The following is a 23,327-nucleotide window of genomic DNA, read 5'->3' as shown; positions in this document are numbered from 1 at the left end:
ACGAACAAACGTCCCCGCTCTCACCGCTCTCACCGCACCTTCACCCGCACGGCCTAGACTTTCCAGCATGAAACGGTCTTACCTCGCCTTATTCGCGCTGGCGCTTCTGGCCCTCGCCGCCTACCCCTATGCACAAAACAAGAACGTGCCAGCACGCGTCGGTTTCGTCGATGCCGAAAGCCTCATCCAGGCACATCCCGCCTATCCCGAGGTCCAAAAACTCCAGCAGCAGGCCGATGCCGCCATGCGCCCGTTGATCGAAAAGCTGACCCCGCTGGAACAAAAGCTCCGCGCCGGAACCGCGACGGAAAAGGAGCGGCAGGACTACCAGACCCTGAGCCAGGCGCTCAAGAAGGTGCAGGACGAATGGCGTCCAAAGATTCAGGACAAACTGAACCCCATCGTCAAGGATGTCGACGCCGCCATTGCCCGCGTGGCCGAGGCGCAGGGGTTTTCCGTGGTGATGAACCGGCGCGTCGCCGCTCAGTCGAACCTGGTGGTCTACGCCGCGCCCTCCACCGACCTTACCGAAGCGGTCATTCAGGAACTGCAAAAAACGAAACCTTAAAATCACGCCAAACGCGCCGTGCCCCCCGGAAAAATCCCGGGGGGCATGCGTATACGTCGCAGGGAACGGGGTAGAATAAGCCCGCATGGCGCGGCCAAAGAAGAAGAAAAGGAACGTCTCGCGTGGTGATGCCGAAGCCCTGGCGCTGGTCCTCTTTGGGTTTTTCCTTTTTCTGGCCGCCAGCCTCTATCCAGCGAAGCCGCTCTCGGGGGAGCTCGGCCAGGCAGTGAACCGGGCGCTGAAGACCGGTCTGGGGGCCGCGGCTTACCTGCTCCCCATTCCCCTCGGGCTCAGCCCCTACTGGATCCTGGCCCGAAAACCCCTCGGCGGGCTGATCCGGGGGAGTGCGTACGCTTTTATCGCAGCGTTGCTCGCCCTGCCGCTCCTCGCGCCCCTCGACCCCGGGCTCGGCGGGGAAGCCGGGCGTTTGGCGTATGAGGCCCTGGTGCGCGCCCTGGGCTCCGTCGGCCTGGCCCTGCCCGTGCTGGGCATCCTCCTCACCTACGACCTGGCCCGGCGCCGCCGCCCTTTGGAAACGCTCGTTCGCGTGAGCCGGGCGCTCGGAGCGCTCTGGCGTATCTACCGTGACCACCGTCAGAAAAAGGCGGAGCGAAAACGCCTCAAGCGACAGAGCGCGGCATTGCTCCGGGAAGCCACGTCGCTGCTCGAGCGCTATCCCGAACACACCTCGCTGCAAACGCTCGTCGCCGACCTCAAGCAACTCCTCAAAAAGCCCGACGCCGAGGCGCTCGAAGCCTGGCGAACCCTGCTCGATACCTTCCGGGACGAGCGGGTCTACGAGCTCCGGATCCGCCTCAAGGAAGAACCCCTACCCCTTTTGGCGGCGATCGAGCAGGACCTCAAGACACTCAGAGAAACCAGCACACGGGCCCACCCGCGGTTACGGCCCCTAGAAGAGCGCCGCCGGGCACTCATTCTCGAGTTCAAAGCCCTGCTCGCGCGGGCCCGGAACCTGCACCGCGAGCTCGATGGCGCTCTTTCGCGCCTCGAGAGCGACGACTTTTCCCTCGAGGCCGAACTCGAAGCCCACGAAGCACGAAAAAAGGCCTGGCAGTCCCTGGCCGAAGAACTCGAAGACCTCAAAACCCGAGCCGAGCGGTTCGAACTCTGGCGGACCTGGCTCCTTAAAGCCCCCGAAGAGGCGGTAGCGGCGGGGCTTAGGATCCTGTCGTCCCAGGGGATGCGGGCCCTTCCTCCAAAGATCAGCCAGGCGGAGGACGAAGCGGGGCTTGAGATCGAGCTGCCGGATCCGACCCCTAAAGCCGAACCCGACACCGGCCGCCCAAAATCCGAGCCCAAAGCGCCGCCCCCACCCACGCCGATTCCCCTCTCCCGGGAACTGGCCCCGCCCCCGCCCGAGCTCTTCGACCCCCCCACCAGCACCCAGGTCGACCGCGGGGCCCTCGAGGCCGAGGCCGCCGAGCGCGCCGAGGTCATCAACAAGACGCTCACCCAGTTCGGTTTGAAAGCCCGGGTCGTGAACTGGGCCCGGGGTCCCGCCGTGACCCGCTACGAGGTGGAGCCGGCACCGGGGGAAAAGATCGCCCGCATCGCCAGCCTGGCCAACGACATCGCGCGGGCGCTCGCGGTTGGCTCGGTCCGCATCGAGGCCCCCATCCCGGGCAAGAGCGTGATCGGCCTCGAGGTCCCAAACCGGGACCGCGAGCTGGTCCGCTTTTCGGAAGCCCTGACGAACAGCAGCTACCAGCGATCGAGGGCGGCTTTGCCGCTCATCCTCGGTAAGAGCATCGAAGGCGAGTACTGGGTCAAAGACCTGGCCAAGATGCCGCACCTCCTCATCGCCGGTTCAACCGGCTCGGGGAAGTCGGTCAGCGTCAACACGCTGGTCATGAGCCTGCTTTGCAAGTACCTCCCCACCGAGCTCCGGCTTTTGATGATCGACCCCAAGATGGTCGAGCTCACCCCCTACGACGGCATCCCGCATCTCGTGCGCGGGGTCGTCACCAACCCAGCCGACGCGGCGGGCGTCCTCCTCGGGGCCGTGGCCCACATGGAGCGACGCTACAAGATGATGAGCCAGGTCGGGGCGCGGAACCTGCAGCAATTCAACCGCAAGATGCGCGAAGCCGGCGAACCCACGCTTCCCTACCTCATCATCGTCATCGACGAGCTCGCCGATCTGATGATCACCAGCCCCAAGGAGGTCGAGCAAGCCATTTTGCGCCTGGCCCAGATGGCCCGCGCCACCGGCATGCACCTGATCCTGGCCACCCAGCGGCCCAGCGTGGACATTCTGACCAGCCTCATCAAGGTCAACATCCCGGCCCGGATCGCCTTTGCCGTCTCCTCGAGCCACGACTCCCGGACCATCCTCGACTCCACCGGGGCCGAGCGCCTCACCGGTCAGGGCGATATGCTCTTTTACCAGCCGGGGCTGCCCAAACCGGTCCGCCTCCAGGGCCCCTACCTCTCGGATCAGGAGATTCACCGCGTGGCGGCTTTCCTCAGGCAGCAGGAGTTCGAGGACGTCTTCGTCGAGAAATACGGCAGCGACTTCGACGGACCCCCGATGTTTGGCGAGCACGAAGCCAAAACCCCGGGCCAGCTGGATTTCTCCGACCCGCTGCTCGAGGCCGCGGCCCGCATCGTGGTCGAGGAGGGCCAGGGGTCGGTCTCCAGGCTGCAGCGCCGGCTCTCGATCGGCCACGCCCGGGCTGGAAAGCTCATGGATCTCCTCGAGGCCATGGGGATCGTCGGCCCGCATCAGGGATCGAAACCGCGGGAGGTGCTCATCGGTCCCGACGAGCTTCCAGAATACTTCGGCAAGGCCCAGTGAACCCTGATTCTTGCGCATAATGAGGTATGCGCCTCCAACTGGAACCGCTGCCGCGGAAGGTCCTTCGTGCCCGGTTTCGCTGGCAGATCCCCGAGCGCTTCAATATCGCCCAGACCCTCGAGGCCTCGGCCGAGCTGCACCCGGACCGAACTGCCCTCATCGAGCCCGAGGGCAGACGGGTGAGCTTTTGGCAAGCGAGCAACCTGGCCGCCCGGCTGGCGGGTGGCCTCGCCGACCTCGGGGTTCGCCCCGGCCAGGCGGTGATAAGAAGGGTACCTTTGGTTCAAGGCGCGAAAAGACGACCTTATCAACGTCGCTGGTTATCGGATCGGCCCCTTCGAAGTCGAAGAAGCCTTGCTCTCGCATCGCGATGTGGCCCAGGCGGCGGTGATCGGGGTCGACGACCCCGAGCGCGGCCAGCGGATCGTGGCTTTCGTGGTTCTCAGGCCCGGGACCGGGCCAAATCCAAAGCTCGAGGCCGAGCTCAAGTCGCGTGTCAGGCAAAACGTCGGCCGCCACGCCACGCCGAGCGAGATCCGCTTCCTCGAAAACCTACCGACAACCGTCACCGGAAAGGTTCAGCGCCACCGCCTCCGGGCCCTGCTCTAGGGGCAGCGACCGAGGCGCCCCCGTTCGCCCGTCACCTAAGCGTGCACCCCGGCGCGATAGACTGGGATCGAGGTGCCAGAAACTATGGAGCATGAACGCATACCGATTGAGGTGTTCTTTGGTGACCCGGAAGTCATGCAGGTCGAGGTTAGCCCCGACGGCCGCTACGTGTCCTACCTCGCCCCCTGGGAAGGGGTGAAGAACGTCTGGGTCATGGACCTCAAAACCAAGGAGCACTGGCCGGTGACCCGGGACCGGGGTCGCGGAATCGCTTTCCAGGGTTGGATGCCAAACGGCGAGCAGATCATTTATCTCCAGGACGAAGCCGGCGACGAGAACTGGCGGATCTATGCTGTCGGTTTGCGGGGCGGAGAACCCCTGCTGCTGACCCCGGGCCAGGGCGTCCAGGCCAGGCCTTTAAAGATCCACCCCAATTTTCCCGACGAAATCCTGGTGCTGGTCAACGACCGAAACCCCACCCTGCACGACGTCTACCGGGTGAACACCCAGAGCGGCGAGCGGTGGAAAGTTCTGGAGAATCCTGGATTCGTTGACTTTTTGGCAGATGAAAACTTCGAAATTCGCCTTGCTTACCGCCAAACTGAAGACGGGGGCGGCGAGGTCCTGGAAAAGCAGGGGAAAAAGTGGGCCCCGCGCCTCAATTGGGGGCTCGATGATGATCTCACCACCCGTCCCCTCGAGGTCCGGGGAAACACCCTTTACCTGATGTCCTCGCTGGGGCGCGACACCGGCGCCCTGGTGGCCTTCGATCTGACCAGCGGCGAGGCCCGCGTGCTCGCCGAGGACCCCAATTACGACCTCCCCCACTTTGGTCTGTGGGGCTCGGGACTGCTCTTCCACCCCAGCGAAAAGACTCCGGAAGCGGCGGCGGTCATGCGCGATCGGCTGGGTTGGATCCCGCTGCAACAGGAGGTCGCCGACGATCTCGAGCGGCTCGGGGAGCTCGAGGCCGGCGACTTCTACATCACCAGCCGCGACGCCGAAAACAAAAAGTGGGTGGTGGCCGTGGTCTCCGACCGCAAAAGCCCCCGCTACTACCTCTACGACCGGGGTGCGAAAAAGGCCTCACTGCTCTTTGTCACCCGGCCCAGGCTCGACGAGTACACCCTGGCCGAACGCAAGCCCGTCCGTTACCGCGCCCGCGACGGCCTCGTGATCGAGGCCTACCTGACCCTTCCACCCCATAAGCCGCCCAAAAACCTGCCGGCGGTGGTCCTGGTCCACGGCGGCCCCTGGCATCGGGATGAGTGGGGCCTCGATCTGATGGCGCAGTGGCTCGCCAATCGCGGCTTCGCCGTGCTGCAGCCCAACTTCCGCGGCTCGACGGGCTACGGGAAGGCCTTCGTCAACGCCGGCAATAAGGAATGGGGCCGCAAGATGCAGCACGACATCACCGACGGCGTCCGCTGGCTGATCGAGGAAGGCATCGCCGATCCCAAGCGCATCGGCATCATGGGGGGTTCATACGGCGGTTACGCGACCCTCGCCGGGCTCGCCTTTACCCCCGAGCTCTACAGCGCCGGCGTCGACATCGTCGGCCCTTCAAACCTCTTCACGCTGCTGGAAAGCGTGCCCCCTTACTGGAAACCCATGCTGGCCCTCTTTTACGAACGCATGGGCCACCCGGAAAAAGACCGGGCGCTTTTGAGGGAACGCTCACCGCTCTTTTCCGCGGATCGGATCCAGGCCCCCTTGCTCATCGGGCAGGGGGCGAACGACCCCAGAGTCAAGCGGGCGGAGAGCCTGCAGATCGTCGAGGCGCTCAAGGCCAAGGGCAAGCCGGTGGAGTACGTTGAATACCCCGATGAGGGCCATGGCTTTTTCAAGGCCGAAAACCGTCTCGACTTCTACCGGCGGGCCGAGCGTTTCCTCGAGACCCATCTCAAACCCTGAGGCCCGGCGATGCCTTCGCACACCGATCTGAGTGCCCTCTACAGCGCCCTAGGCGAGGAAGGGCTCAAAAAAGCCCGCTGGCAGGAACACATGCGGGCGCTTTCCCGGCTCTTCGGGCTCATCTTTACCCTGCTTTGGGCTTGGATTTGGCTGGCATCCGGGGCCTCGGTCGGGCTCGGCCAGCAGCTCGGCGACAACGTCTGGGCCTTCGCCCTCATCTACCTGCTACTCTTCCAGGTCTTCACCCTGCCCCTCGACCTCGTCTTTGACCATTTCCTGGAGGTCCGGCTGGGTACGACCCGACAGGGGTTTTGGGGCTGGCTGTGGGACTGGTTCAAAGGAGCGTTGATCAACACCGCCGTCTTTTCGCTGTTTTTCGGCCTCGCCTACACCGCCTTCAGGCTCTGGCCCCGGGCCTGGCTGCTCGGGGCCCTGGGCAGCGTCGCGGTTTTGCTGGTTTTGATCTATCTACTGCAGTACGTCCTGCTACGAAGCCAGTTCAAGACCGAGCCCCTCGAGGACCGAGAACTCGACGCGCGCCTCAAACGCCTCTTCGCCAAAGCGGGCTTCGCCTATGGGGGGGTGGAGGTGGTCCGGGCCGGGGAAAAGACCAGCCGGGGCAATGCGGCGCTGGTACCGAAGGGCGGCGCCCTCAAGGTGGTGCTCTTCGACAATCTCCTCGAGGCCCTCTCCCCCGAGGGCATCGAAGTCGTCGTGGCCCACGAGCTCGGCCACCGGGCGCACAGGGACATCCTCTGGCTGCTCGGGTTCTACGGCCTCCTGTTCCTCTCCGGACTCGCCCTCGCGCACAGTGCGGCGGCCTGGGTCGCAAGCAGCCTCGGGGTCGGCCCCAGCGACGCCGCAACCCTCCCCGTCTTCCACGCCACCCTCATTCTCTGGCTCCTCATCACCGAGATCGCGGCCAACGCCTTTTCGCGACAACGCGAATTCCTCGCCGATCGCTACGCGATCGCCCTCACCCAAAACCTCCCCGCGTTCGAGGAGACCTTCATCACCCTGGCCCGGCAAAACTTCGCCGACCCCGAGCCCCCAGCCTGGATCGAGTGGCTTTTTCACAACCACCCCTCGATCGCCAAACGAATCGCCGCCGCCAAAGAGGCGATGGCCGGCCTTAAGGCCTAAAACGCGCCCCGGGGCCTGGCCCCGGGGCGCCCATCTTTTCGCTCAGGAGAGCGCCTCTTTCACCAGCTCGACGATCTCGTCAATGGTATCGGCGATGGGCACGCCGGCGTCCTCGAAGGCCTTGACCTTCGACTCTGGCGTTCCCACGTCGCCCATGATAATGGCCCCGGCGTGGCCCATGCGCTTGCCCTTGGGCGCGCTCTTCCCCGAAATGAAGGCCACCACCGGCTTCTTCATGTTCGCCTTGATCCACTCGGCAGCCTCCTCTTCATCGGATCCACCGATCTCGCCAATCACCACCACCGCCTCGGTCTCGGGATCGTCGTTGAAAAGGGGCAGGAGGTCCTTGAAGGTGGTGCCGATGATGGGGTCACCACCAATTCCGACGGTGGTGGTGGTCCCAAGGCCCGCCGCCGAGAGCGCCGCCGCCGCTTCGTAGGTCAGGGTCCCCGAGCGGCTGATGATCCCCACCCGGCCCCGCTTGAAGACGTGGCCGGGCATGATGCCGATCTTGGTCTCGCCGGCCGAGATCAACCCCGGGCAGTTCCCACCGATCAGGCGCACGCCGAGCGCCTTGATCTCCTTGACCGCGGCCACCATGTCGAGGGTGGGGATCCCCTCGGTGATCAACACCACGAGCCCCACCCCGGCGTGGGCGGCCTCGAGAGCCGCATCGGCCGCCGCCGCAGCCGGAACGAAGATAATCGAGGCGTCGACTTCGTGGTGCGCAAGCGCCTCCTTGACCGAGTCGTACACCGGAACGCCGTGGACCTCCTGACCGCCCTTGCCTGGGGTCACCCCGGCGACGATGTTGGTGCCGTAGTCGAGCATCTGACGCGCGTGGAACGAACCCTCGCGCCCGGTGATCCCCTGGACCAGCACACGGGTGTTCTTGTCGACCAAGATCATGCTTCACCCTCCACCATGGTGACGATCGCCCGCGCCGCCTCGACCGACGTCGGGTACATGTACACCGGCTTGCCCTCGAGGAGCTTCTTCGCCTCTTCTTCCGCCGTACCGGCGACGCGCATAACCACCGGCACCTTCACCACGCCGTCCTCGAGGGCGCGGATCACGCCCTTGGCCACCTCGTCAGCGCGAGTGATCCCGCCGAAGATGTTGATGAAGATCCCCTTCACGTCGGGGTCTTTGGAGACCAGCTTGATGGCGTTGTAGACCACGTCGGCCTTGGCCCCGCCCCCGATATCGAGGAAGTTCGCCGGCTTGCCCCCCACCCGGTTGACCAGGTCCAGGGTGTACATCACCAGTCCGGCACCGTTGCCGATGATGCCCACCTGACCGCTGAGCTTGACGTAGGCGAAACCGTAGTTCGAGGCCTCGACCTCGAGGGGATGCTCGGCCTCAACCTCCCGCAGCTCGGTGAGGTCGGGGTGGCGGTAAAGGGCGTTGTCGTCGAGGTCGATCTTGGCGTCCACGGCGATGATCTGGCCCGCCTTGGTCACCACCAGGGGGTTGATCTCGGCCAGCGAAGCATCCACGCCGACGAAGGCCTTATAGAGCTTGACCAGCACGTCGGCGAGACGGTTGATGTTGCCCTCGAGCCCGGCCTTGAGGATGACCTCGCGCGCCTCGAAGGCCCGGAGCCCTTTATCGGGGTCCACGGCGAACTTGACGATCGCCTCGGGGTTTTGGCGGGCCACCTCCTCGATGTCCACGCCGCCCTCGCGGCTGACCATCATCACCACCCGCTGACTGGCGCGATCGATGATGAACCCCGCGTAATACTCCTTATCAATCTCAACCGCCTCGGCCACCAATACCTTCTTGACGGTGAGCCCCTTGATGTTCATGCCCAGGATCTGGGTCGCAGTCTCGAAGGCCTGGTTGGGGTCCTGGGCGATCTTCACGCCACCCGCCTTACCCCGGCCCCCGACATGCACCTGGGCCTTGATCACAACCGGTTTCCCGATTTCCAGGGCGATGCCCTTGACCTCCTCCGGCGTAAACGCGACCTTGCCGGGGGGCACGGGAATCGCATAGCTCGCCAGAATTTCCTTTGCCTGGTATTCGTGAAGTTTCAACGCCCACCTCCAGTCAACAACATTCCAACCGTGGGCGATTATAACGCGCCCGGGGCGCCTCAGGCGCCGAGCCTGGCAAAGACCATCCTGCCCTCGGGCTTTTGCACCACCCTGACCACGGTGGCCGAAACCCAGCTGCCCTTCATCTCCGCCGCACCTTCGACGACGACCAGAGTACCGTCGTCGAGGTACCCGATTCCCTGGCCCGGCTCCCGCCCCTGGCGTCGGATACGCACCCGCAGGCTCTGACCGGGCAGAAACCGGGGCAAGAGCGCGGCGGCCAGCGCATTGACGTTCAAAACCCTGAGGCCGTAGGCCCTGGCCCTCGCCCCCAGGGCGTTGTCGTTGGTCACGATTCCCAGCCCCTGGCTGCGGGCAAAGCTCAGGATCCGATCATCCACGGCCCCGTCTCCGCTCTCGTCCAGGACCAGCAGGCCAAAAGGCCCGAGCGCGTCGATCGTCGAAAAACCCCGCCGGCCCCTGGCCCGCACGGCGGGGTCGGAGCTGTCGGCGAGCGTTTGCAACTCCTCTAAAACGAAGCCGGGGACGATCAGCGGCCCCTGGAGGAACCCAAGACGGACGATCTCGACCAAACGGCCATCCACCAGCACCGAGGTGTCGAGCAAAAGCCCGCCCTCCGGCCGGGGCCGCTGCTCGCCCAGCCGCCGAAAACATACGGCCCCCACGGCCAGCGCACCGAGCGCCAGGGTCAACCAGGCGGCCCACCCGGAAAGGGGAAACCACCACAGCACGAGCCCGATCAGGGCGAAAACGGCGAAGGCCGAAAGCCCCGCCCGGGCCACCGCCCGCGCCTCGAGGGCCTCAAGACGCGCCGCCAAAGCCCGAAGGGTGGGCGAGAGTCCGAGCAAGAGCGACGCCCCCGCCAGTCCAGCCGCGACCCGAAGTGGGGGCGTTGCCCCAACGCCCCCGGCCAGAAGATACGCCAGCAAAGCGCCGGCCAGCGACCACCACACCACGGCACTCACCCCGCATCAAAGGTCTGGCGCACCGCGTCCTCGACCCCGCGAAGCCCAAGCGGCGAGAGCACCCGGGAAAACCCCGCCCGCTCGGCCTCGGCGAGCCGACGCTCGAGGCCCACCACGCTGCGCAGCTCCCCCGCGAGCCCGACCTCCCCGACCACGGCGAGGTCCTCGGGAACCGGGCGCCCGACCACAGCCGAATAGACCGCGAGGACCACGGCGAGGTCAAGGCCAGGATCCACCACCCGGATGCCCCCAGCCAGGTTCACGTAGACGTCCAGATGACCGAGCCGCAAGCCAAGCCGGCGCTCGACCACCGCCAGGGCCACGTCCACCCGCCGCTGATCGAGCCCCTGCACCACGCGTTTGGGGGCGGCGTACGGACTTTTGGCCGCCAGGGCCTGGACCTCGAGGGCCAAGGGGCGTTCGCCGGTCACCGCCAGCCCCACCACGCTCCCCGGCACACCCACGGGACGCTCGGAAAGAAACGCTTCCGAGGGGTTAGTTACCTCGACAAGCCCTCGATCCTCCATGCGAAAGACCCCCACCTCCCCGACCGGGCCAAAACGGTTTTTCTGCCCCCTGAGCACGCGAAAAAGGCCCGCCGTCTCGAGGTAAAAGGTGGCGTCGACCACGTGCTCGATGGTCTTGGGCCCGGCCACCGTACCCTCCTTGGTGACGTGGCCTACGAGCACCGCGACCGCGCCGGTGCGCTTGGCCGCCTGGGTCAACGCCTGGGTCGCGGTGCGGACCGAGACCAGCGAACCGGGAACGCCCCCGGCCTCAATGCTCTGGATCGAATCCACGAACACGAGCCCCGGCCGGAGTTCGTCGATCAGAGCCAGCAAAGCCTCGAGTTCGGTCTCCCGGACCAAAAGGAGCCGGTCCGAAACCCCAAGGCGCGCCGCGCGCAAGCGGATCTGCGCCGGCGACTCCTCGCCGGCGACATAGAGCACTTCCAAACCCGAGGCCATCAAGCGGTCGGCGAGCTGCAACAGCAGGGTGCTCTTGCCGACCCCGGGCTCGCCACCCAGGATCAGCGATTCTCCGGCGACAAACCCCCCGCCGAGAACCCGGTCCACCTCAACAAAACCGCTGGGGATGCGCCGTTCCTCCTGGCCCGACACCTCCCCCAGGCGGATCGCCTTGGCCCGATGAGCACTCTTCGCGGGGGTTTTTTCCGCCTGCTCTTCAGCAAAGGAACCCCAGGCCCCGCAGCCGGGGCAGCGTCCGAGGGGTTTGGCCGCCCGGTAACCGCACTCGATGCAACGATAACGGGGCCGCGCCATGGCTAGCCGCGGCCCCCAAAGGCTTCCGTCGCCGTCGATCGAAGGATCAAGGGCACCCCCAGCACGCGGCGCTCAGGCCAGGCTGAGCGCTTCCTCGAAAGCGAGTTCGCCGTCCTTCACAGTCACGAAGATCCGGAGTCCGGGGTTTTTGAGCACCGCCAACGAGAGCGGGTCCTCCACCTTTTCCCGGATCACGCTCCGGAGCTGGCGCGCCGACCCCTCGCCCTTGGCGTGCTCGACCACCCAGGCCGCGACCTCGGAGGCGAAGCGAACCTGAACCTCCCTCGAGGTCATCTCCTCGGAGATCTCGTCGAGCATCATCTCGGCGATCCGAACGAGCTGTTCGTCGGTGAGGGGCTTAAAGCGGATCACCTCATCCAGACGATCGAGAAACTCCGGGGTAAAGAGCGCTTTCAGGGGCGACTCGGTGTCGATCTCCCGGCCGGTAAAACCGATGCCCGGCCCCACGTTGAAGCCGGTGTTGGAGGTCATGATGAGCACCACGCGGCGGAAATCGACCGTTCGCCCCAGGCCGTCGGTGAGCCGGCCTTCGTCGAGGACCTGCAAGAAGGTGTTGTAGATGTCGGGGTGGGCCTTTTCGATCTCGTCCAAAAGGACGACGCTGAAGGGCTGCCGGCGGATGGCCTCGGTCAGGCGCCCGCCCTGCTCGTACCCCACGTACCCGGGCGGGGCGCCGATGAGCTTGCTGATCGAGTGGGGTTCGGAAAACTCGCTCATATCGAAACGGACCAGGGCCCGCTCGGAGCCAAAGAGGACTTCGGCCAAGGCCCGGGCCATCTGGGTCTTCCCCACCCCCGAAGGCCCCACGAAGAGGAAGCTCGCGGCCACCCGGGTCCGCCCGCCAAGCCCCACCCGCGAGCGGCGCAGCGCGGAGGCCAGCGCCCGTACCGCCTCCTCCTGCCCGACGATGCGTTTTTTGAGCTCGGCCTCGAGTGAAAGCAGCTTGGCGTCGTCGCGGTCGTCGACGTAGATCCCGCCCCAGGAGTCAACCACGCTCTCGACGTCTTCACGGGTCACGCGCGGGGTCCCGTCTTCATCCTCGGCCACGGGAAGCCCGAGCGAGGCGTTGAGCCGGACCCGGCTCGCGGCCTCGTCGATCAAATCGATGGCCTTGTCCGGGAAGTTGCGCCCGGGGAGACTGCGAATCCCGATCCGGACCGAGAGCTCAAGGATCTCGTCGGGGATCGCCACCCCGTGGTGGGCCTCGTAGCGGGGACGCAGCCCTTTGAGGATCTCGAGCGTCTCCTCGGGCGAGGGTTCGAGAACGATCACCGGCTGGAAGCGGCGCTCAAGCGCGGCGTCCTTCTCGATGTAGCGGTGGTACTCGCCGGTGGTGGTGGCGCCGATGACCTGGATCTCGCCCCGGGAGAGCGGTGGTTTCAAGATGTTGGCCGCATCCAGCGTCCCCTCGGCCCCACCGGCACCGATGAGGGTATGGAGCTCGTCGATGAACGCGATTACCTTCGCGCTCTTGAGCTCCTCGATGATCTGGCGCAGCCGCTCCTCGAACTCGCCGCGGTACTTGGTCCCAGCCACCACTCCCGCGAGGTCGATCTGCACCACCCGGGCCCCGCGCAACACCGGAGGTACCCGACCCTCGACGATCGCCTGGGCAAGGCCCTCGACGATCGCTGTCTTGCCCACGCCGGGGTCACCGACCAGGACCGGATTATTCTTCGTCCGGCGGGCCAGAATCTGGATGACCCGGTTGATCTCCTCGGTCCGGCCGATGACCGGATCGAGCTTTCCTTCGCGGGCCTCCTTGGTTAAGTCGCGCCCATACTCGTCTAAAAAAGGGGTCTGCTGCGCCTTCTCCTTGGCCTGAGTCCCGCCATCGGCCTGGGCCAAAACCCGCCAGCGGATGGCGTCCACGTCGCGCGCGAAGTGGGTGAGAATTCGGTAGGCGACCCCGTCGCCTTCGCGAATGATCCCCAGCAAAATGTGTTCGGTCCCAATGACTGGGCTGCCCATGCTCCGGGCCTCGGCGCTGGCCAGCTCCATCACCCGGCGGGCCCGCGGGGTGATCGCCGGAGGCTCTCCGGCGCGGATGCCCTCCCCCCGACCCACGAGCTCCTCGACCATGCGCCGCATGACCTCGAGGCTCGCCCCGTATTCCGCGAGGATCTTGGCCGCCGTGCCCCCCTCGCGCATCAGACCCAAGAGGAGGTGCTCCGGGCCAATCATCGAGTGACCCAGCCGGCTCCCCTCCTCCCGGGCGTAATGGAATACCAACCTTGCGCGATCGTCGTACCTGTTCAACGCCAAAACCCCTTTCGTAGCATGAAAACGACCGTCCTCGCCTTAAAGCTATGATATAGTATCTGCGCTTTCACGGAGGGCGACTGAGCCTCCGCTCACCAATAAAAGGGGGAGCCATGCGTTTCCAAAACCTGGTGTTGAATCTCCACGACTTCTGGGATCGTCAGGGCTGCGTGATCACCGAGCCCTACGACATCGAGGTCGGCGCGGGCACCTTCTACCCCGCCACCTTTTTCGGCGCCCTCGGCCCCAGGCCCTGGCGCGTGGCCTACGTCGCCCCCTCGCGACGACCCCAGGACGGCCGCTACGGGGAAAACCCCTACCGCTTTCAGTACTACTGGCAGTACCAGGTCATCCTGAAGCCCTCACCGAGCGACGTCCAGGAGCTGTATCTGGAAAGCCTCAAGGCCCTGGGCATCGATCCGAAAGTCCACGACATCCGCTTCGTCGAGGATAACTGGGAATCCCCCACCCTGGGTGCATGGGGGCTCGGCTGGGAAGTCTGGCTCGACGGCATGGAGATCACCCAGTTCACTTACTTCCAGCAGGTGGGCGGTGTTGACGTCAACCCGGTGAGCGTGGAGATCACCTACGGCCTCGAACGCATTGCCATGTACCTGCAAAAGAAGGTGCACGGCTTCGAGATCGAATACGCCCCCGGGGTGACGATCGGTGACCTGCGTAGGGATTTCGAGATCGAGCACTCGATCTACAACTTCGAGGCCGCGAGCATCGAAAAGCTGCGCCGCTGGTTCGATGACTACGAGGAAGAAGCCGCCCGGCTGCTCGAGGCCAATCTGGTCTACCCCGCCTACGAGTTCGTCTTGAAGGCCTCGCACACCTTCAACCTCCTGGACGCCCGCGGCGCGCTTTCCCACGCCGAGCGCCAGGCCTACGTGCAGCGCGTACGGCGGCTTGCGGAAAGGTCGGCCCGAGCCTATCTCGAAAAGTTCGTGGAGGAACACCGTGAAGCTGCTGTTTGAGATCGGCACCGAAGAGCTCCCCGCAGACTACGTCGACCAGGGTCTTAAGGCGCTCCAGGCCCTGGTCGAAGCCAAACTGAAGGAAGCCCGCCTTGACTTTGGCCAGATCGAAGGGTTTGCCACCCCCCGCCGCCTGGCCCTCCGGGTCAGCGACCTCGCCGAACGCCAGGCCCGCCTCGAGGCCGAGCGCCGCGGCCCCCCCGCCGCCGCCGCCTTCCGCGACGGCAAACCGACCAAGGCCGCCGAAGGCTTTGCCCGGAGCCTGGGCCTTCACCCCGACGATCTCTACGTTAAGGACACCCCCAAAGGCCCCTACGTCTTCGCCCGAATCGTAGACGAAGGGCGCCCTGCCCGCGACGTCCTTCCCGAACTCTTGGCCGAGGCACTCCTGGAGCTGCCGGCCACGAAAAAGATGCGCTGGGGCAACGGGGAAGGGCCCTTCGTGAGGCCGGTCCGCTGGCTCGTGGCCTTGCTGGATGGCGAAGTGGTCCCGGTGTCGGTCTTTGGATTGGAGGCGGGCCGCACGAGCCGGGGCCACCGCATCATGGCCCCCGAGCCCCTCGAACTCGATGCCCCGGAGGGCTACGAAGACGCCCTGCGCGCGGCCAAGGTCGAGCCGAGCCAGAAGGCCCGGCAGGAACGCATCGTCTTCGAAACCCAGACCCTGGCCCTCTCGGAGGGCCTCGAGGCCATCATTCCCGAAGACCTGCTGGATGAGATCACCGGACTCGTCGAATGGCCCGTCGCCATCATGGGGCGCTTCGGCGAGACCTACCTCGAACTGCCCGACGAGGTGCTGGCCACGGTCATGATCCACCACCAGCGGTTCTTCCCGGTGCGCGCTCCCGGGGGTCGGCTCACGAACCGATTCATCGGCATCGCCAACAACGAACGCGACACCAACGCCATCCGCGAGGGTTACGAGGGCGTGCTCAAAGGGCGGCTCGACGATGCCGTCTTTTTTTGGCGGGCCGACCTGAAACTTCCCCTCAAGGCTCACCGCGAAAAGCTCAAGGGCATGGCCTTCGCCCGGGACCTCGGCACCATGTGGGACAAAGCCGAGCGGGTGCGCCAGGCGAGCGTCCGCTTGGCGGGCAAGCTTAAGACCGATCCCCAGGTTCTGGAGCGGGCGGGCCAGCTGGTGTTCGCCGACCTCACCACCCAGATGGTCTACGAGTTCCCGGAACTGGCGGGGACGATGGCCAAGCACTACGCCCTGAAAGCGGGCGAAGCCGAAGCCATTGCCCAAGCGCTCGAGGACGCGACCCGCCCCGAAGGGGCCCAGGACGCCCTCCCGGTCACCACCGAAGGTGCGCTGCTCTCGGCACTCGATAAAGCCGACACCCTCATTGGCTTTTTCGCCCTCGGCAAGCGCCCAAAAGGCTCGGCCGATCCCTACGGGCTGAGACGAGCGGCCTTTGCCCTGGTCCGAATTCTGGGCGCGAAGGGCTGGCGATTACCCCTTCGGCACTTCTTCGAGGCGGCGAGCCAGGCCTACGGCGACTGGGGGCATCCTGTCCCCGAGCCCGCCGTTCGGGAAGCGGAACGCTTCACCTGGGAGCGCCTGGAAAACCTGCTGACGGCTGCCGGGCTCCCGGTGCTCGCGGTGCGGGCGGCCATGGAAGAAGGGGCCAGCGTTCGCGACGTCATGCTCAAGGCACTCATCCTGCGCACGCTGGTCTACGACCCTCGCTTTACCGACCTCTTTCTCCTCTATAAACGCGCAGCCAACCTGGCCCGGGAGGCCCAGAGCGCGCTCGACCCCGACCCCAGCCGCTTTGCCAGCGAAGAGGAAACCGCGCTCTATGAGGCCCTGCCCGCGGTCGAGACAGCGGTCATGCGGCTGCTGCTCGAAGGCGACCGAGCCATTCCCCCTTGGGATCCGGCCGCGCCCCTCCCCGAGGTGGACCTCGGGGTCTTTCGGGAAGCGCTGGAAGGCATCGCCGCCTTTAAGGCGGTCCTCGACCGATTCCTGGATAAGGTTTTGGTCATGGTCGAGGATTCGTCGGTTCGCGAAAATCGACTGGCGCTGCTCAGAAAGGTCCGAGACGCTCTGCAAAAGCTTGGGGCCCTCGAGCTCCTCGGCGGCTAACCGCCCTGCCGTGGCTTTTGCCACGGCAGGGACCCCGGGAAAACCTCGCGCGGCCGCATTGCTCGCAAACGCCGAGAGAGGATCGTCCGGGTGACAAGGCGCCTGGGGCGTGCTAACGTGTCGGCATGCGAGTTGCGGTTGTTGGCGCCACCGGCGCGGTGGGGCGCGAGATCCTCAAGGTTTTGGAGGCCCGGCGCTTCCCGGTCTCCGAGCTCCGGCTCTACGCGAGCCCGAAATCGGCAGGCACCGAGCTGACCTTCCACGGCGACGCGGTCACCGTCGAGGTTCTCCCCGAGGGGCCGCTGCCGGTTGATATCGTCTTGGCGAGCGCGGGAGGCAGCCTCTCCAAACGCCTCGCCCCGATCTGGGTCGAGGGCGGGGCGCTGGTCATCGACAACTCGTCGGCCTGGCGTTATGAGCCCGAGGTTCCGCTGGTCATTCCCGAGATCAACCCGGAAGCGGCGAAAAGGCACCGGGGCATCATCGCTAACCCCAATTGCACCACTGCGATTTTGGCCATGGCGCTGTGGCCGCTGCACCAGGCCTTCCACGCCACTCACGTGATCGTGAGCACCTACCAGGCCGCATCCGGCGCCGGAGCCGCGGGAATCGACGAGCTCCTGGCAGGAACGAGGGCCTTCCTCGAGGGCCGCCCGGCCAAGGCCCAGGTCTTCGCCCATCCCCTCGCCTTTAACGTCATTCCCCACATTGACCGTTTCCTCGAGAATGGCTACACGCGCGAGGAAATGAAGGTGGTTTGGGAAACCCAGAAGATCTTCAGCACCCCCGGCCTCAAAATCAGCGCCACCGCAGTTCGGATCCCCACCCTCCGCGCGCACGCCGAAGCTGCCACCGTGCGCTTTGCCAAGGCCGTCGAGCCCGAGGCCGCCCGTCGGGTTCTCGCTCGTGCCCCCGGGGTGAAGCTAGTGGACGATCCCCAAAACCAGCGCTACCCCATGCCGCTCACCGCGACCGAGAAATGGGCGGTCGAGGTCGGACGGATCCGGCAAAACCTGGCCCTGGACAACGCGCTCGATTTCTTCGTCGTCGGCGACCAGCTGCTCAAGGGGGCGGCGCTCAACGCGGTCCAAATCGCCGAGCTCTTCTTATAACTATTGATAATCATTGCCATTATAGATAAACTGGAGGCATGAGCGCTTGGACCATCGAACGCAACGACCCCAAGTTCGTCCTGCAAGTGGTGCAACCGGCCCTCCTCGGGTTGATGGACGGGTCGGTTTCGACCCTGGGGCCGCTCTTCGCCGCCGCCGAGATCACCAAGCAACCCATGGATGCCTTTTTCGTCGGTCTCGCCGCCTCGATCGGTGCCGGCCTTTCCATGGGGCTGGCCGAAGCCCTCTCCGATGACGGTAAGGTCACCGGCCGCGGCCACCCCTGGCTCCGGGGCGGCATCACCGCCCTCGCCACCGTCTTTGGGGGCATGCTGCACACCCTTCCCTTCCTCATCCCCAACATTCAGGTCGCCCTGAGCCTGGCCTATGCCATCGTCGTATTTGAGCTCATCACCATCGCCTACATCCGCTATCGCTATATGAAAAGCCCTTTGAGTCCCACCGTGATCCAGGTGGTTCTCGGGGGCGGGCTCGTCTTCCTCATCGGGCTCTGGCTGGGACGGATGGGCGCCGGGTAAAGACCGAATTTCCCAGATGCCCCCGGCCCGAAAACGCCCGGCCGGGGGTAAACTTGTTGTAAGGGGGTCCTATGGATAGGGTCTACAAAAAGATCACCCTGGTCGGCACCAGCACCGAGAGCTTTGAAAAAGCGATCGAGAACGCGGTTGAGCGGGCGTCAGAGACGCTCCGGCATTTGGATTGGTTCGAGGTCAAGGAGCTCCGCGGCCGGATCGAGGAAGGGCGGGTTTCAGAGTTCCAGGCGGTCATCGAGGTTGGCTTCCGTCTCGCCGACCACTAAGGCCATGCGGTCGCTCGTCGAACCGACCTGGTATATCCTCGAGGACCCAGAGCGCCCGGGCGAGCACATCACCCTGACCGCTGCCGGCAAGAAGTACGTTCTGGCCTGGCTCAACGAAGCCGAAGCCCGGGCGTTCCTCAAAGGGAACCCGGCGGCCCAGGGGATGCAACCGGCGAGCCTCGAAACCCGGGAGCTCAAGCGGACCTTCCTCGAGGCGGCCAAACGCCTCGAGGCCACCCACGTGCTCTTTAGCTACCTCCCGGGAATGCACCAGGCGCCGGCGGCGAGCATCGCCGCCCTGGAAGCCGCACTCCTGGAAACGCTCGAGTCGCTGACGGGCTGACGGTGATCGGAAACGGGGCGCGATTCCTTCCGGTCCTGACCCTCTTGCTTGGGCTCGCCCTCGGCCAGGGGCGGATCGGCCTCGAGGTCGAGGGCATTCACGCGCTCTTTTGGCACCCCGACGGCAGGATCTTCCTCGGCCACCACCAGGGCATCGCCGTCTCCTCCGACTGCGGCCGGCGCTGGAGCGACCTTCTGCGCCAGCCCGAAGCCGAGGTCCTTACCTTCGCCTACGACGGCAATCGCATCATCGCCGCCGGGCACGGAACCTACGCCGTCATCAGCCCCCGTGGGAACGTCCGGCTCAAGGCCCTCGAGGGCCTGCCTTCGGAAAAGATCGACGCCTACGCCATCGACCCCCTTCGCCCCTGGCAGCACTACGCCTGGCTCCGGGGCCAGGGCCTCTTCTTTAGCCAGGATGCCGGGTATCGCTGGACGCGCCTGGAAACCGGAGGCCTCCCCCTCCCCGACCCGCGGGAAAAGCGCATGGCCCACGCGCTCGCCGTGGATCGAAAGGGCCAGATATTCGTCGGGGGGATGGGCTTTGGCATCTGGTGGCGACCCGAACCCGGCACCGCCTTTGCGCCCCTCGCGACCCCGGTCGCCGAGGTGACCGCGCTGGCGATCGACGCTTTGGGCCGGCTTTGGATGGGCTCGAAAAGCGGGATCTGGCTCCGCACCGATGGCCGCTGGCGACGGCTGGCCGAGGGCGTGGTCATCGCCCTTGCGGTCCAGCCCTCGAGCCCGCCCAAAGCAGCCTGGATCGACGCATCCTGGCGGCTGCACTTCATCACACCGCCCTAGGTCATCTCCGGCAATCACGGTCTTAAAAGCCCCAGGTGCGTCATCAAGGTCCGATTGGCGGCCGATTGAAAACCAAGCCGAACACCAGATCCAGCCCCCTCAAAATCACAAACAGGATCAGGAAGTACCCCGCTGCGGCGAGGAGCGCACGGAAAACTCTCTGGGCCTTTGCCTTACGGTAGGCCTCATAACCTCCAATCGCCGCTGCCAATCCAGCCAGGGGCAAAACTTGAAGTCTTTCATCGGGGACAATGATTCCCATAGTAGCCCCCAGGATCAAGCCCGTTAAGAACATCGAGAACCGTGTCAACTTCCACCCCGCCCGCATTTCGACCCCCTTGGGACAAACAGCGTTCCCGGGCTTACCCACACCGAACGCTCCCGATTTTTAAATACCATTGTCTGGCCAAACGTGCGCTCCAATTGGGGCATCCCTGCATGCCGCCCAAGCGGCCACCCCACCGGATGGCAGCCGGGGCGGTGCCTCGGCTTCCCGGGTTTTGTCGTGGGGCTGCGGGCGGCCCAGCCCCCAAGGAATACGCGCACGGCCCGCCGGGCCGTGCGCGAGGTGTGGCCTTTGCTGGCTCAGAAGGGGTAGTTCTCGGCCTCGAGGACCGCGTCGGCCACCTTTTTCTGGATGCCGATCCGGTTCACGGGGTCGTGCTTGGTCAGCCGACGGGCGGCGCTCATCAGCATGCGCAGATCCGAGCCCTCCTCGAGGTAAGGGAGCAGCCCCTGCGCGGTGACGCTCGCCTTCGCAAGTTCCTCGGTGAGGTAGTACTCGGTGGCGAGGCGCGAGAGCGCGTCGCCGCGCTTTTTGGCCCTAAGCAGCGCGCTCTCGGCCGCGAACGCCGCGGTGGCGATGTCGGCGACGCGGAGGAGGACTTCCTCCTCCTTGGCGATCTTCTCGCCGAACTTCTGGGCCGCGAGACCGGCGGTCATCAGCGCCAGCTTCTTGAGGCCATCGACGTAGCCATAAAGGCGTTCGAAGTCGTCGGCTGGAGGCTCGCCGAACGCTGGTTCCAAAAGCTCTTCTTGCAGCTTGGTCGCGGCCTCGTAGAGCGGCAGCTCGCCTTTGAGCGCCCGCCGGAGGAGCATTCCGGGGATCAAAAGGCGGTTGATCTCGTTGGTCCCCTCGAAGATGCGGTTGATCCGGCTGTCCCGGTAAGCGCGCTCGACGGCGTATTCCTGGATGTAGCCGTAGCCGCCGTGGATCTGCACCGCCTCGTCGACGACGAAATCGAGCACTTCCGAGCCGAAGACCTTGGCGATCGAGGCCTCGACCGCGAATTCCTCGATCGCCTCGACCGTGGCCGCCTTGCCCAGACGCGCGATGGTCTCGTCGATGAGGCCCACGGTGCGGTAGACCGCGCTCTCGGCCACGTAGGTGAGAATGGCCATGCGGGCCAGCTTTTCCTTAATGGCCCCGAACTTGGCGAGGGGAAGGCCGAACTGCACCCGCTGCTTGGCGTACTTGGCAGCGTCGCGCAGGGCCACCTTGGCGCCGCCGACGGCGCCGGCGCCGAGTTTGTAGCGGCCCACGTCGAGGACCAAAAAGGCGATCTTGTGGCCCTTGCCGATCTCGCCGACGATGTTTTCCGCCGGGACCTTGACGTCCTCGAGGATCACCTGCCGGGTCGAGGACGAGCGGATGCCCATCTTGTGCTCTTCGGGACCAAAGGAAAGGCCGGGGGTGTCACGCTCGACCAGGAAGGCGGTGAAGTGCTCCCCATTGATCTTGGCGAAGACGGTGAACAAATCGGCGAACCCGGCGTTGGAGATGAACTGCTTGGTGCCGTTTAAGAGGTAGTACTTCCCATCTTCCACCGGGGTGGCGGTGGTCTTGATGCCGAGAGCGTCGGACCCCGCGCCGGGCTCGGTGAGGGCGTAGGCGGCCACCCACTCGCCGGAGGCCAGCTTCGGCAGGTACTTCTGCTTTTGCGCTTCGGTGCCGAAGTAGACGATGGGCAGGGTGCCGATGCCGGTGTGGGCACCCACGGTCACGGCGAAACCGCCGGCCTCGGAGAGGTTTTCGGCGATGATCGAGCTGACCACCTTCGGCAGCTCAAGACCTCCGTACGCCTCGGGGATGTCGGGGGCAAGCAGCCCCTGCTCGCCCGCCTTTCGCATGAGCCTCGGGCTCTCCTCGAGCATCCGCGCCTTATCGGTCTCCATCTCGTCGAGGACCGGCAAGACCTCGCGCTCGACGAAGGTGCGGGTGGTCTCGGCGATCATGCGGACGGTCTCGTCGAAGTCCTCGGGGCTGTACACATCGTCCGCCCGCGCCAGCAGCCAGCCGCCGCCTTTCTTCCAAAGGGGTTGTTCGCTCATCGTTTACCTCCCGTAAACCTCAAAGATTCCGGCAGCCCCCATGCCGCCGCCGATGCACATGGTGACCAGGCCCAGACCGCCCCCGCGGCGCCCGAGCTCGTAGACGAGCTGGGTGGTCAGCTTGGCCCCGGTGGCGCCAAGGGGGTGTCCGAGGGCGATGGCTCCGCCGTTCACGTTGGTCTTTTCCTCGGGCATCCCAAGCTCACGCATCACCGCCAGCACCTGGGCGGCAAACGCCTCGTTGAACTCGATGAGGTCGATGTCCGACATGGTGATCCCGGCCTTTTCAAAGGCCTTGGGCACGGCGTACACCGGTCCTACGCCCATGATGTCCGGAGCCACCGCCGCCACCTGGAAGGTGATGAAGCGCGCCAGGGGTTTAAGGCCCAGCGCCTCGGCCTTCTCCTTGCTCATGACCAGCACCGCCGCCGCCCCGTCGGAATAAGGGCTGGCGTTGCCGGCGGTAACCGTCCCGCCAACCTTAAAGGCCGGCTTGAGCTGGGAAAGCTTTTCCACCGTGGTGTCGGGTCGTACGGTCTCGTCCTTTTTGAACTCGAAGGTCTCGACCTGTTTCTTGGTCCCCTTATAGCGCACCCGCTCGACCTGAATGGGCACGATCTGATCGTCAAAGCGACCCGCCTCCCAGGCCTCGGCCGCGAGCTTGTGGCTGCGGTAGGCCCAGCGGTCCTGGTCCTCACGGGAAATCCCCCAACGCTCGGCCACCCGTTCGGCGGTATAGCCCATGCCGATGTAGGAGGAGTAGGTCTCCGCCGACCAGGTTTCGGGGGTGAGGTCCGGGTGCAACCGGGTGTGGTAGCCGCTCATCGGCACCTGGCTCATCATTTCGACCCCACCGGCCAGCACCGCGTCGGCCATACCGCTCATGATGGCCTGGGCGGCCATGGCGATGGTCTGCAGGCCAGACGAGCAAAAGCGATTCACCGTGGCGCCCGGAACCTCAACCGGCAGCCCGGCGCGAAGGAGCGCCAGGCGGGCGATGTTCAACCCCTGGGCCGCCTCGGGCATGGCGCAACCCCAGAGCACGTCGTCGAGCAGCTTGGGATCGACGCCCGACCGCTCGACCGCCGCTCGCATCACCGCCGCCGAAAGATCCACCGGGTGAACGCTGGCCAAGGCTCCGTTCTTCTTACCCCGAGCCACGGGGGTACGGACTGCACTGACAATAACCGCCTCGCGCAT

At 65.5% G+C, this 23,327-nt stretch carries 20 protein-coding genes; 12 read left to right on the top strand and 8 right to left on the bottom strand.

Going from position 1 to position 23,327, the window contains the following annotated elements; translation table 11 throughout:
• The first annotated feature begins 67 nt into the window (after positions 1 to 67).
• The 5 genes from ACZ5BT_RS10400 to ACZ5BT_RS10380 all read left to right on the top strand — a co-directional run bounded on the left by ACZ5BT_RS10400 (position 68) and on the right by ACZ5BT_RS10380 (position 7,052).
• Positions 68 to 568 carry an OmpH/Skp family outer membrane protein gene (locus ACZ5BT_RS10400; protein ID WP_464884520.1) on the top strand — a complete coding sequence of 167 codons (501 nt, stop codon included), beginning with the start codon at positions 68 to 70 and terminating at the stop codon, positions 566 to 568.
• Between the two features lie 85 nt (positions 569 to 653).
• Entirely contained in the window at positions 654 to 3,386 is a 2,733-nt protein-coding gene (locus ACZ5BT_RS10395; protein ID WP_464884519.1) for a DNA translocase FtsK, read from the top strand.
• 306 nt (positions 3,387 to 3,692) lie between these two features.
• Positions 3,693 to 3,995, top strand: a complete 303-nt coding sequence (locus ACZ5BT_RS10390; RefSeq protein WP_464885820.1) for an AMP-binding enzyme — start codon at positions 3,693 to 3,695, stop codon at positions 3,993 to 3,995.
• A gap of 84 nt (positions 3,996 to 4,079) precedes the next feature.
• Positions 4,080 to 5,909, top strand: a complete 1,830-nt coding sequence (locus ACZ5BT_RS10385) for a S9 family peptidase (RefSeq protein ID WP_464884518.1) — start codon at positions 4,080 to 4,082, stop codon at positions 5,907 to 5,909.
• 9 nt (positions 5,910 to 5,918) lie between these two features.
• A complete protein-coding gene (locus tag ACZ5BT_RS10380; protein WP_464884517.1) occupies positions 5,919 to 7,052 on the top strand; it encodes a M48 family metalloprotease in 1,134 nt (377 codons plus the stop codon).
• A 42-nt stretch (positions 7,053 to 7,094) separates the two neighbouring features.
• On the opposite strand, the gene sucD is transcribed toward ACZ5BT_RS10380, so the two are convergent.
• From sucD to ACZ5BT_RS10355, 5 genes are all read right to left on the bottom strand, one after another.
• A complete protein-coding gene (sucD, locus tag ACZ5BT_RS10375) occupies positions 7,095 to 7,961 on the bottom strand; it encodes a succinate--CoA ligase subunit alpha (RefSeq protein WP_464884516.1) in 867 nt (288 codons plus the stop codon).
• Positions 7,958 to 9,094, bottom strand: a complete 1,137-nt coding sequence (gene sucC / locus ACZ5BT_RS10370; RefSeq protein ID WP_464884515.1) for an ADP-forming succinate--CoA ligase subunit beta — start codon at positions 9,092 to 9,094, stop codon at positions 7,958 to 7,960. Before sucC ends, sucD begins: the two co-directional genes overlap by 4 nt.
• Before the next feature lie 59 nt (positions 9,095 to 9,153).
• Positions 9,154 to 10,080: a TRAM domain-containing protein gene (locus tag ACZ5BT_RS10365; protein ID WP_464884514.1), complete on the bottom strand. Its 927-nt coding sequence runs from the start codon at positions 10,078 to 10,080 to the stop codon at positions 9,154 to 9,156.
• Positions 10,077 to 11,363 carry a DNA repair protein RadA gene (gene radA, locus ACZ5BT_RS10360; protein ID WP_464884513.1) on the bottom strand — a complete coding sequence of 429 codons (1,287 nt, stop codon included), beginning with the start codon at positions 11,361 to 11,363 and terminating at the stop codon, positions 10,077 to 10,079. Before radA ends, ACZ5BT_RS10365 begins: the two co-directional genes overlap by 4 nt.
• Before the next feature lie 72 nt (positions 11,364 to 11,435).
• A complete protein-coding gene (locus tag ACZ5BT_RS10355; protein ID WP_464885819.1) occupies positions 11,436 to 13,643 on the bottom strand; it encodes an ATP-dependent Clp protease ATP-binding subunit in 2,208 nt (735 codons plus the stop codon).
• A 116-nt stretch (positions 13,644 to 13,759) separates the two neighbouring features.
• Between ACZ5BT_RS10355 and ACZ5BT_RS10350 the strand changes: the two genes are divergently transcribed.
• The 7 genes from ACZ5BT_RS10350 (at position 13,760) to ACZ5BT_RS10320 (ending at position 19,796) form a co-directional block, all read left to right on the top strand.
• Positions 13,760 to 14,626 carry a glycine--tRNA ligase subunit alpha gene (locus ACZ5BT_RS10350; protein ID WP_464884512.1) on the top strand — a complete coding sequence of 289 codons (867 nt, stop codon included), beginning with the start codon at positions 13,760 to 13,762 and terminating at the stop codon, positions 14,624 to 14,626.
• Positions 14,610 to 16,718 (top strand): glycine--tRNA ligase subunit beta, encoded by a 2,109-nt coding sequence (gene glyS, locus ACZ5BT_RS10345; RefSeq protein ID WP_464884511.1) that lies wholly within the window; start codon positions 14,610 to 14,612, stop codon positions 16,716 to 16,718. The genes ACZ5BT_RS10350 and glyS overlap by 17 nt, the downstream gene beginning before the upstream one ends.
• A gap of 125 nt (positions 16,719 to 16,843) precedes the next feature.
• Positions 16,844 to 17,830, top strand: a complete 987-nt coding sequence (locus tag ACZ5BT_RS10340) for an aspartate-semialdehyde dehydrogenase (RefSeq protein WP_464884510.1) — start codon at positions 16,844 to 16,846, stop codon at positions 17,828 to 17,830.
• Positions 17,831 to 17,868: 38 nt separating this feature from the next.
• Complete coding sequence (locus tag ACZ5BT_RS10335) at positions 17,869 to 18,369, top strand: VIT1/CCC1 transporter family protein (RefSeq protein ID WP_464884509.1); 501 nt, start codon at positions 17,869 to 17,871, stop codon at positions 18,367 to 18,369.
• Between the two features lie 71 nt (positions 18,370 to 18,440).
• Positions 18,441 to 18,650 carry a dodecin gene (locus ACZ5BT_RS10330; protein ID WP_464884508.1) on the top strand — a complete coding sequence of 70 codons (210 nt, stop codon included), beginning with the start codon at positions 18,441 to 18,443 and terminating at the stop codon, positions 18,648 to 18,650.
• Between the two features lie 4 nt (positions 18,651 to 18,654).
• A complete protein-coding gene (locus ACZ5BT_RS10325) occupies positions 18,655 to 18,993 on the top strand; it encodes a DUF3234 domain-containing protein (RefSeq protein ID WP_464884507.1) in 339 nt (112 codons plus the stop codon).
• A gap of 2 nt (positions 18,994 to 18,995) precedes the next feature.
• Positions 18,996 to 19,796, top strand: a complete 801-nt coding sequence (locus tag ACZ5BT_RS10320; protein WP_464884506.1) for a hypothetical protein — start codon at positions 18,996 to 18,998, stop codon at positions 19,794 to 19,796.
• A gap of 43 nt (positions 19,797 to 19,839) precedes the next feature.
• Here ACZ5BT_RS10320 and ACZ5BT_RS10315 read toward each other — a convergent pair whose 3' ends face one another.
• The 3 genes from ACZ5BT_RS10315 to ACZ5BT_RS10305 all read right to left on the bottom strand — a co-directional run bounded on the left by ACZ5BT_RS10315 (position 19,840) and on the right by ACZ5BT_RS10305 (position 23,327).
• A complete protein-coding gene (locus ACZ5BT_RS10315; RefSeq protein WP_464884505.1) occupies positions 19,840 to 20,058 on the bottom strand; it encodes a hypothetical protein in 219 nt (72 codons plus the stop codon).
• Positions 20,059 to 20,381: 323 nt separating this feature from the next.
• On the bottom strand, positions 20,382 to 22,127 hold the full coding sequence (locus ACZ5BT_RS10310; protein WP_464884504.1) for an acyl-CoA dehydrogenase family protein: 1,746 nt from the start codon (positions 22,125 to 22,127) through the stop codon (positions 20,382 to 20,384).
• Between the two features lie 3 nt (positions 22,128 to 22,130).
• Positions 22,131 to 23,327 carry a thiolase family protein gene (locus tag ACZ5BT_RS10305; RefSeq protein WP_464884503.1) on the bottom strand — a complete coding sequence of 399 codons (1,197 nt, stop codon included), beginning with the start codon at positions 23,325 to 23,327 and terminating at the stop codon, positions 22,131 to 22,133.

Source organism: Vulcanithermus mediatlanticus (genome assembly GCF_055385885.1).
Note: the sequence above shows the minus strand (reverse complement) of the source record. Positions and strands in the feature narration are given on the sequence as shown.

Coding starts and splice junctions, on each gene's coding strand:
- ACZ5BT_RS10400 (WP_464884520.1), top strand. CDS start 68: ATGAAACGGTCTTACCTCGCCTTATTCGCGCTGGCGCTTCTGGCCCTC.
- ACZ5BT_RS10395 (WP_464884519.1), top strand. CDS start 654: ATGGCGCGGCCAAAGAAGAAGAAAAGGAACGTCTCGCGTGGTGATGCC.
- ACZ5BT_RS10385 (WP_464884518.1), top strand. CDS start 4,080: ATGGAGCATGAACGCATACCGATTGAGGTGTTCTTTGGTGACCCGGAA.
- ACZ5BT_RS10380 (WP_464884517.1), top strand. CDS start 5,919: ATGCCTTCGCACACCGATCTGAGTGCCCTCTACAGCGCCCTAGGCGAG.
- sucD (WP_464884516.1), bottom strand. CDS start 7,961: ATGATCTTGGTCGACAAGAACACCCGTGTGCTGGTCCAGGGGATCACC.
- radA (WP_464884513.1), bottom strand. CDS start 11,363: ATGGCGCGGCCCCGTTATCGTTGCATCGAGTGCGGTTACCGGGCGGCC.
- ACZ5BT_RS10350 (WP_464884512.1), top strand. CDS start 13,760: ATGCGTTTCCAAAACCTGGTGTTGAATCTCCACGACTTCTGGGATCGT.
- ACZ5BT_RS10340 (WP_464884510.1), top strand. CDS start 16,844: ATGCGAGTTGCGGTTGTTGGCGCCACCGGCGCGGTGGGGCGCGAGATC.
- ACZ5BT_RS10335 (WP_464884509.1), top strand. CDS start 17,869: ATGAGCGCTTGGACCATCGAACGCAACGACCCCAAGTTCGTCCTGCAA.
- ACZ5BT_RS10330 (WP_464884508.1), top strand. CDS start 18,441: ATGGATAGGGTCTACAAAAAGATCACCCTGGTCGGCACCAGCACCGAG.
- ACZ5BT_RS10325 (WP_464884507.1), top strand. CDS start 18,655: ATGCGGTCGCTCGTCGAACCGACCTGGTATATCCTCGAGGACCCAGAG.
- ACZ5BT_RS10315 (WP_464884505.1), bottom strand. CDS start 20,058: ATGGGAATCATTGTCCCCGATGAAAGACTTCAAGTTTTGCCCCTGGCT.
- ACZ5BT_RS10310 (WP_464884504.1), bottom strand. CDS start 22,127: ATGAGCGAACAACCCCTTTGGAAGAAAGGCGGCGGCTGGCTGCTGGCG.
- ACZ5BT_RS10305 (WP_464884503.1), bottom strand. CDS start 23,327: ATGCGCGAGGCGGTTATTGTCAGTGCAGTCCGTACCCCCGTGGCTCGG.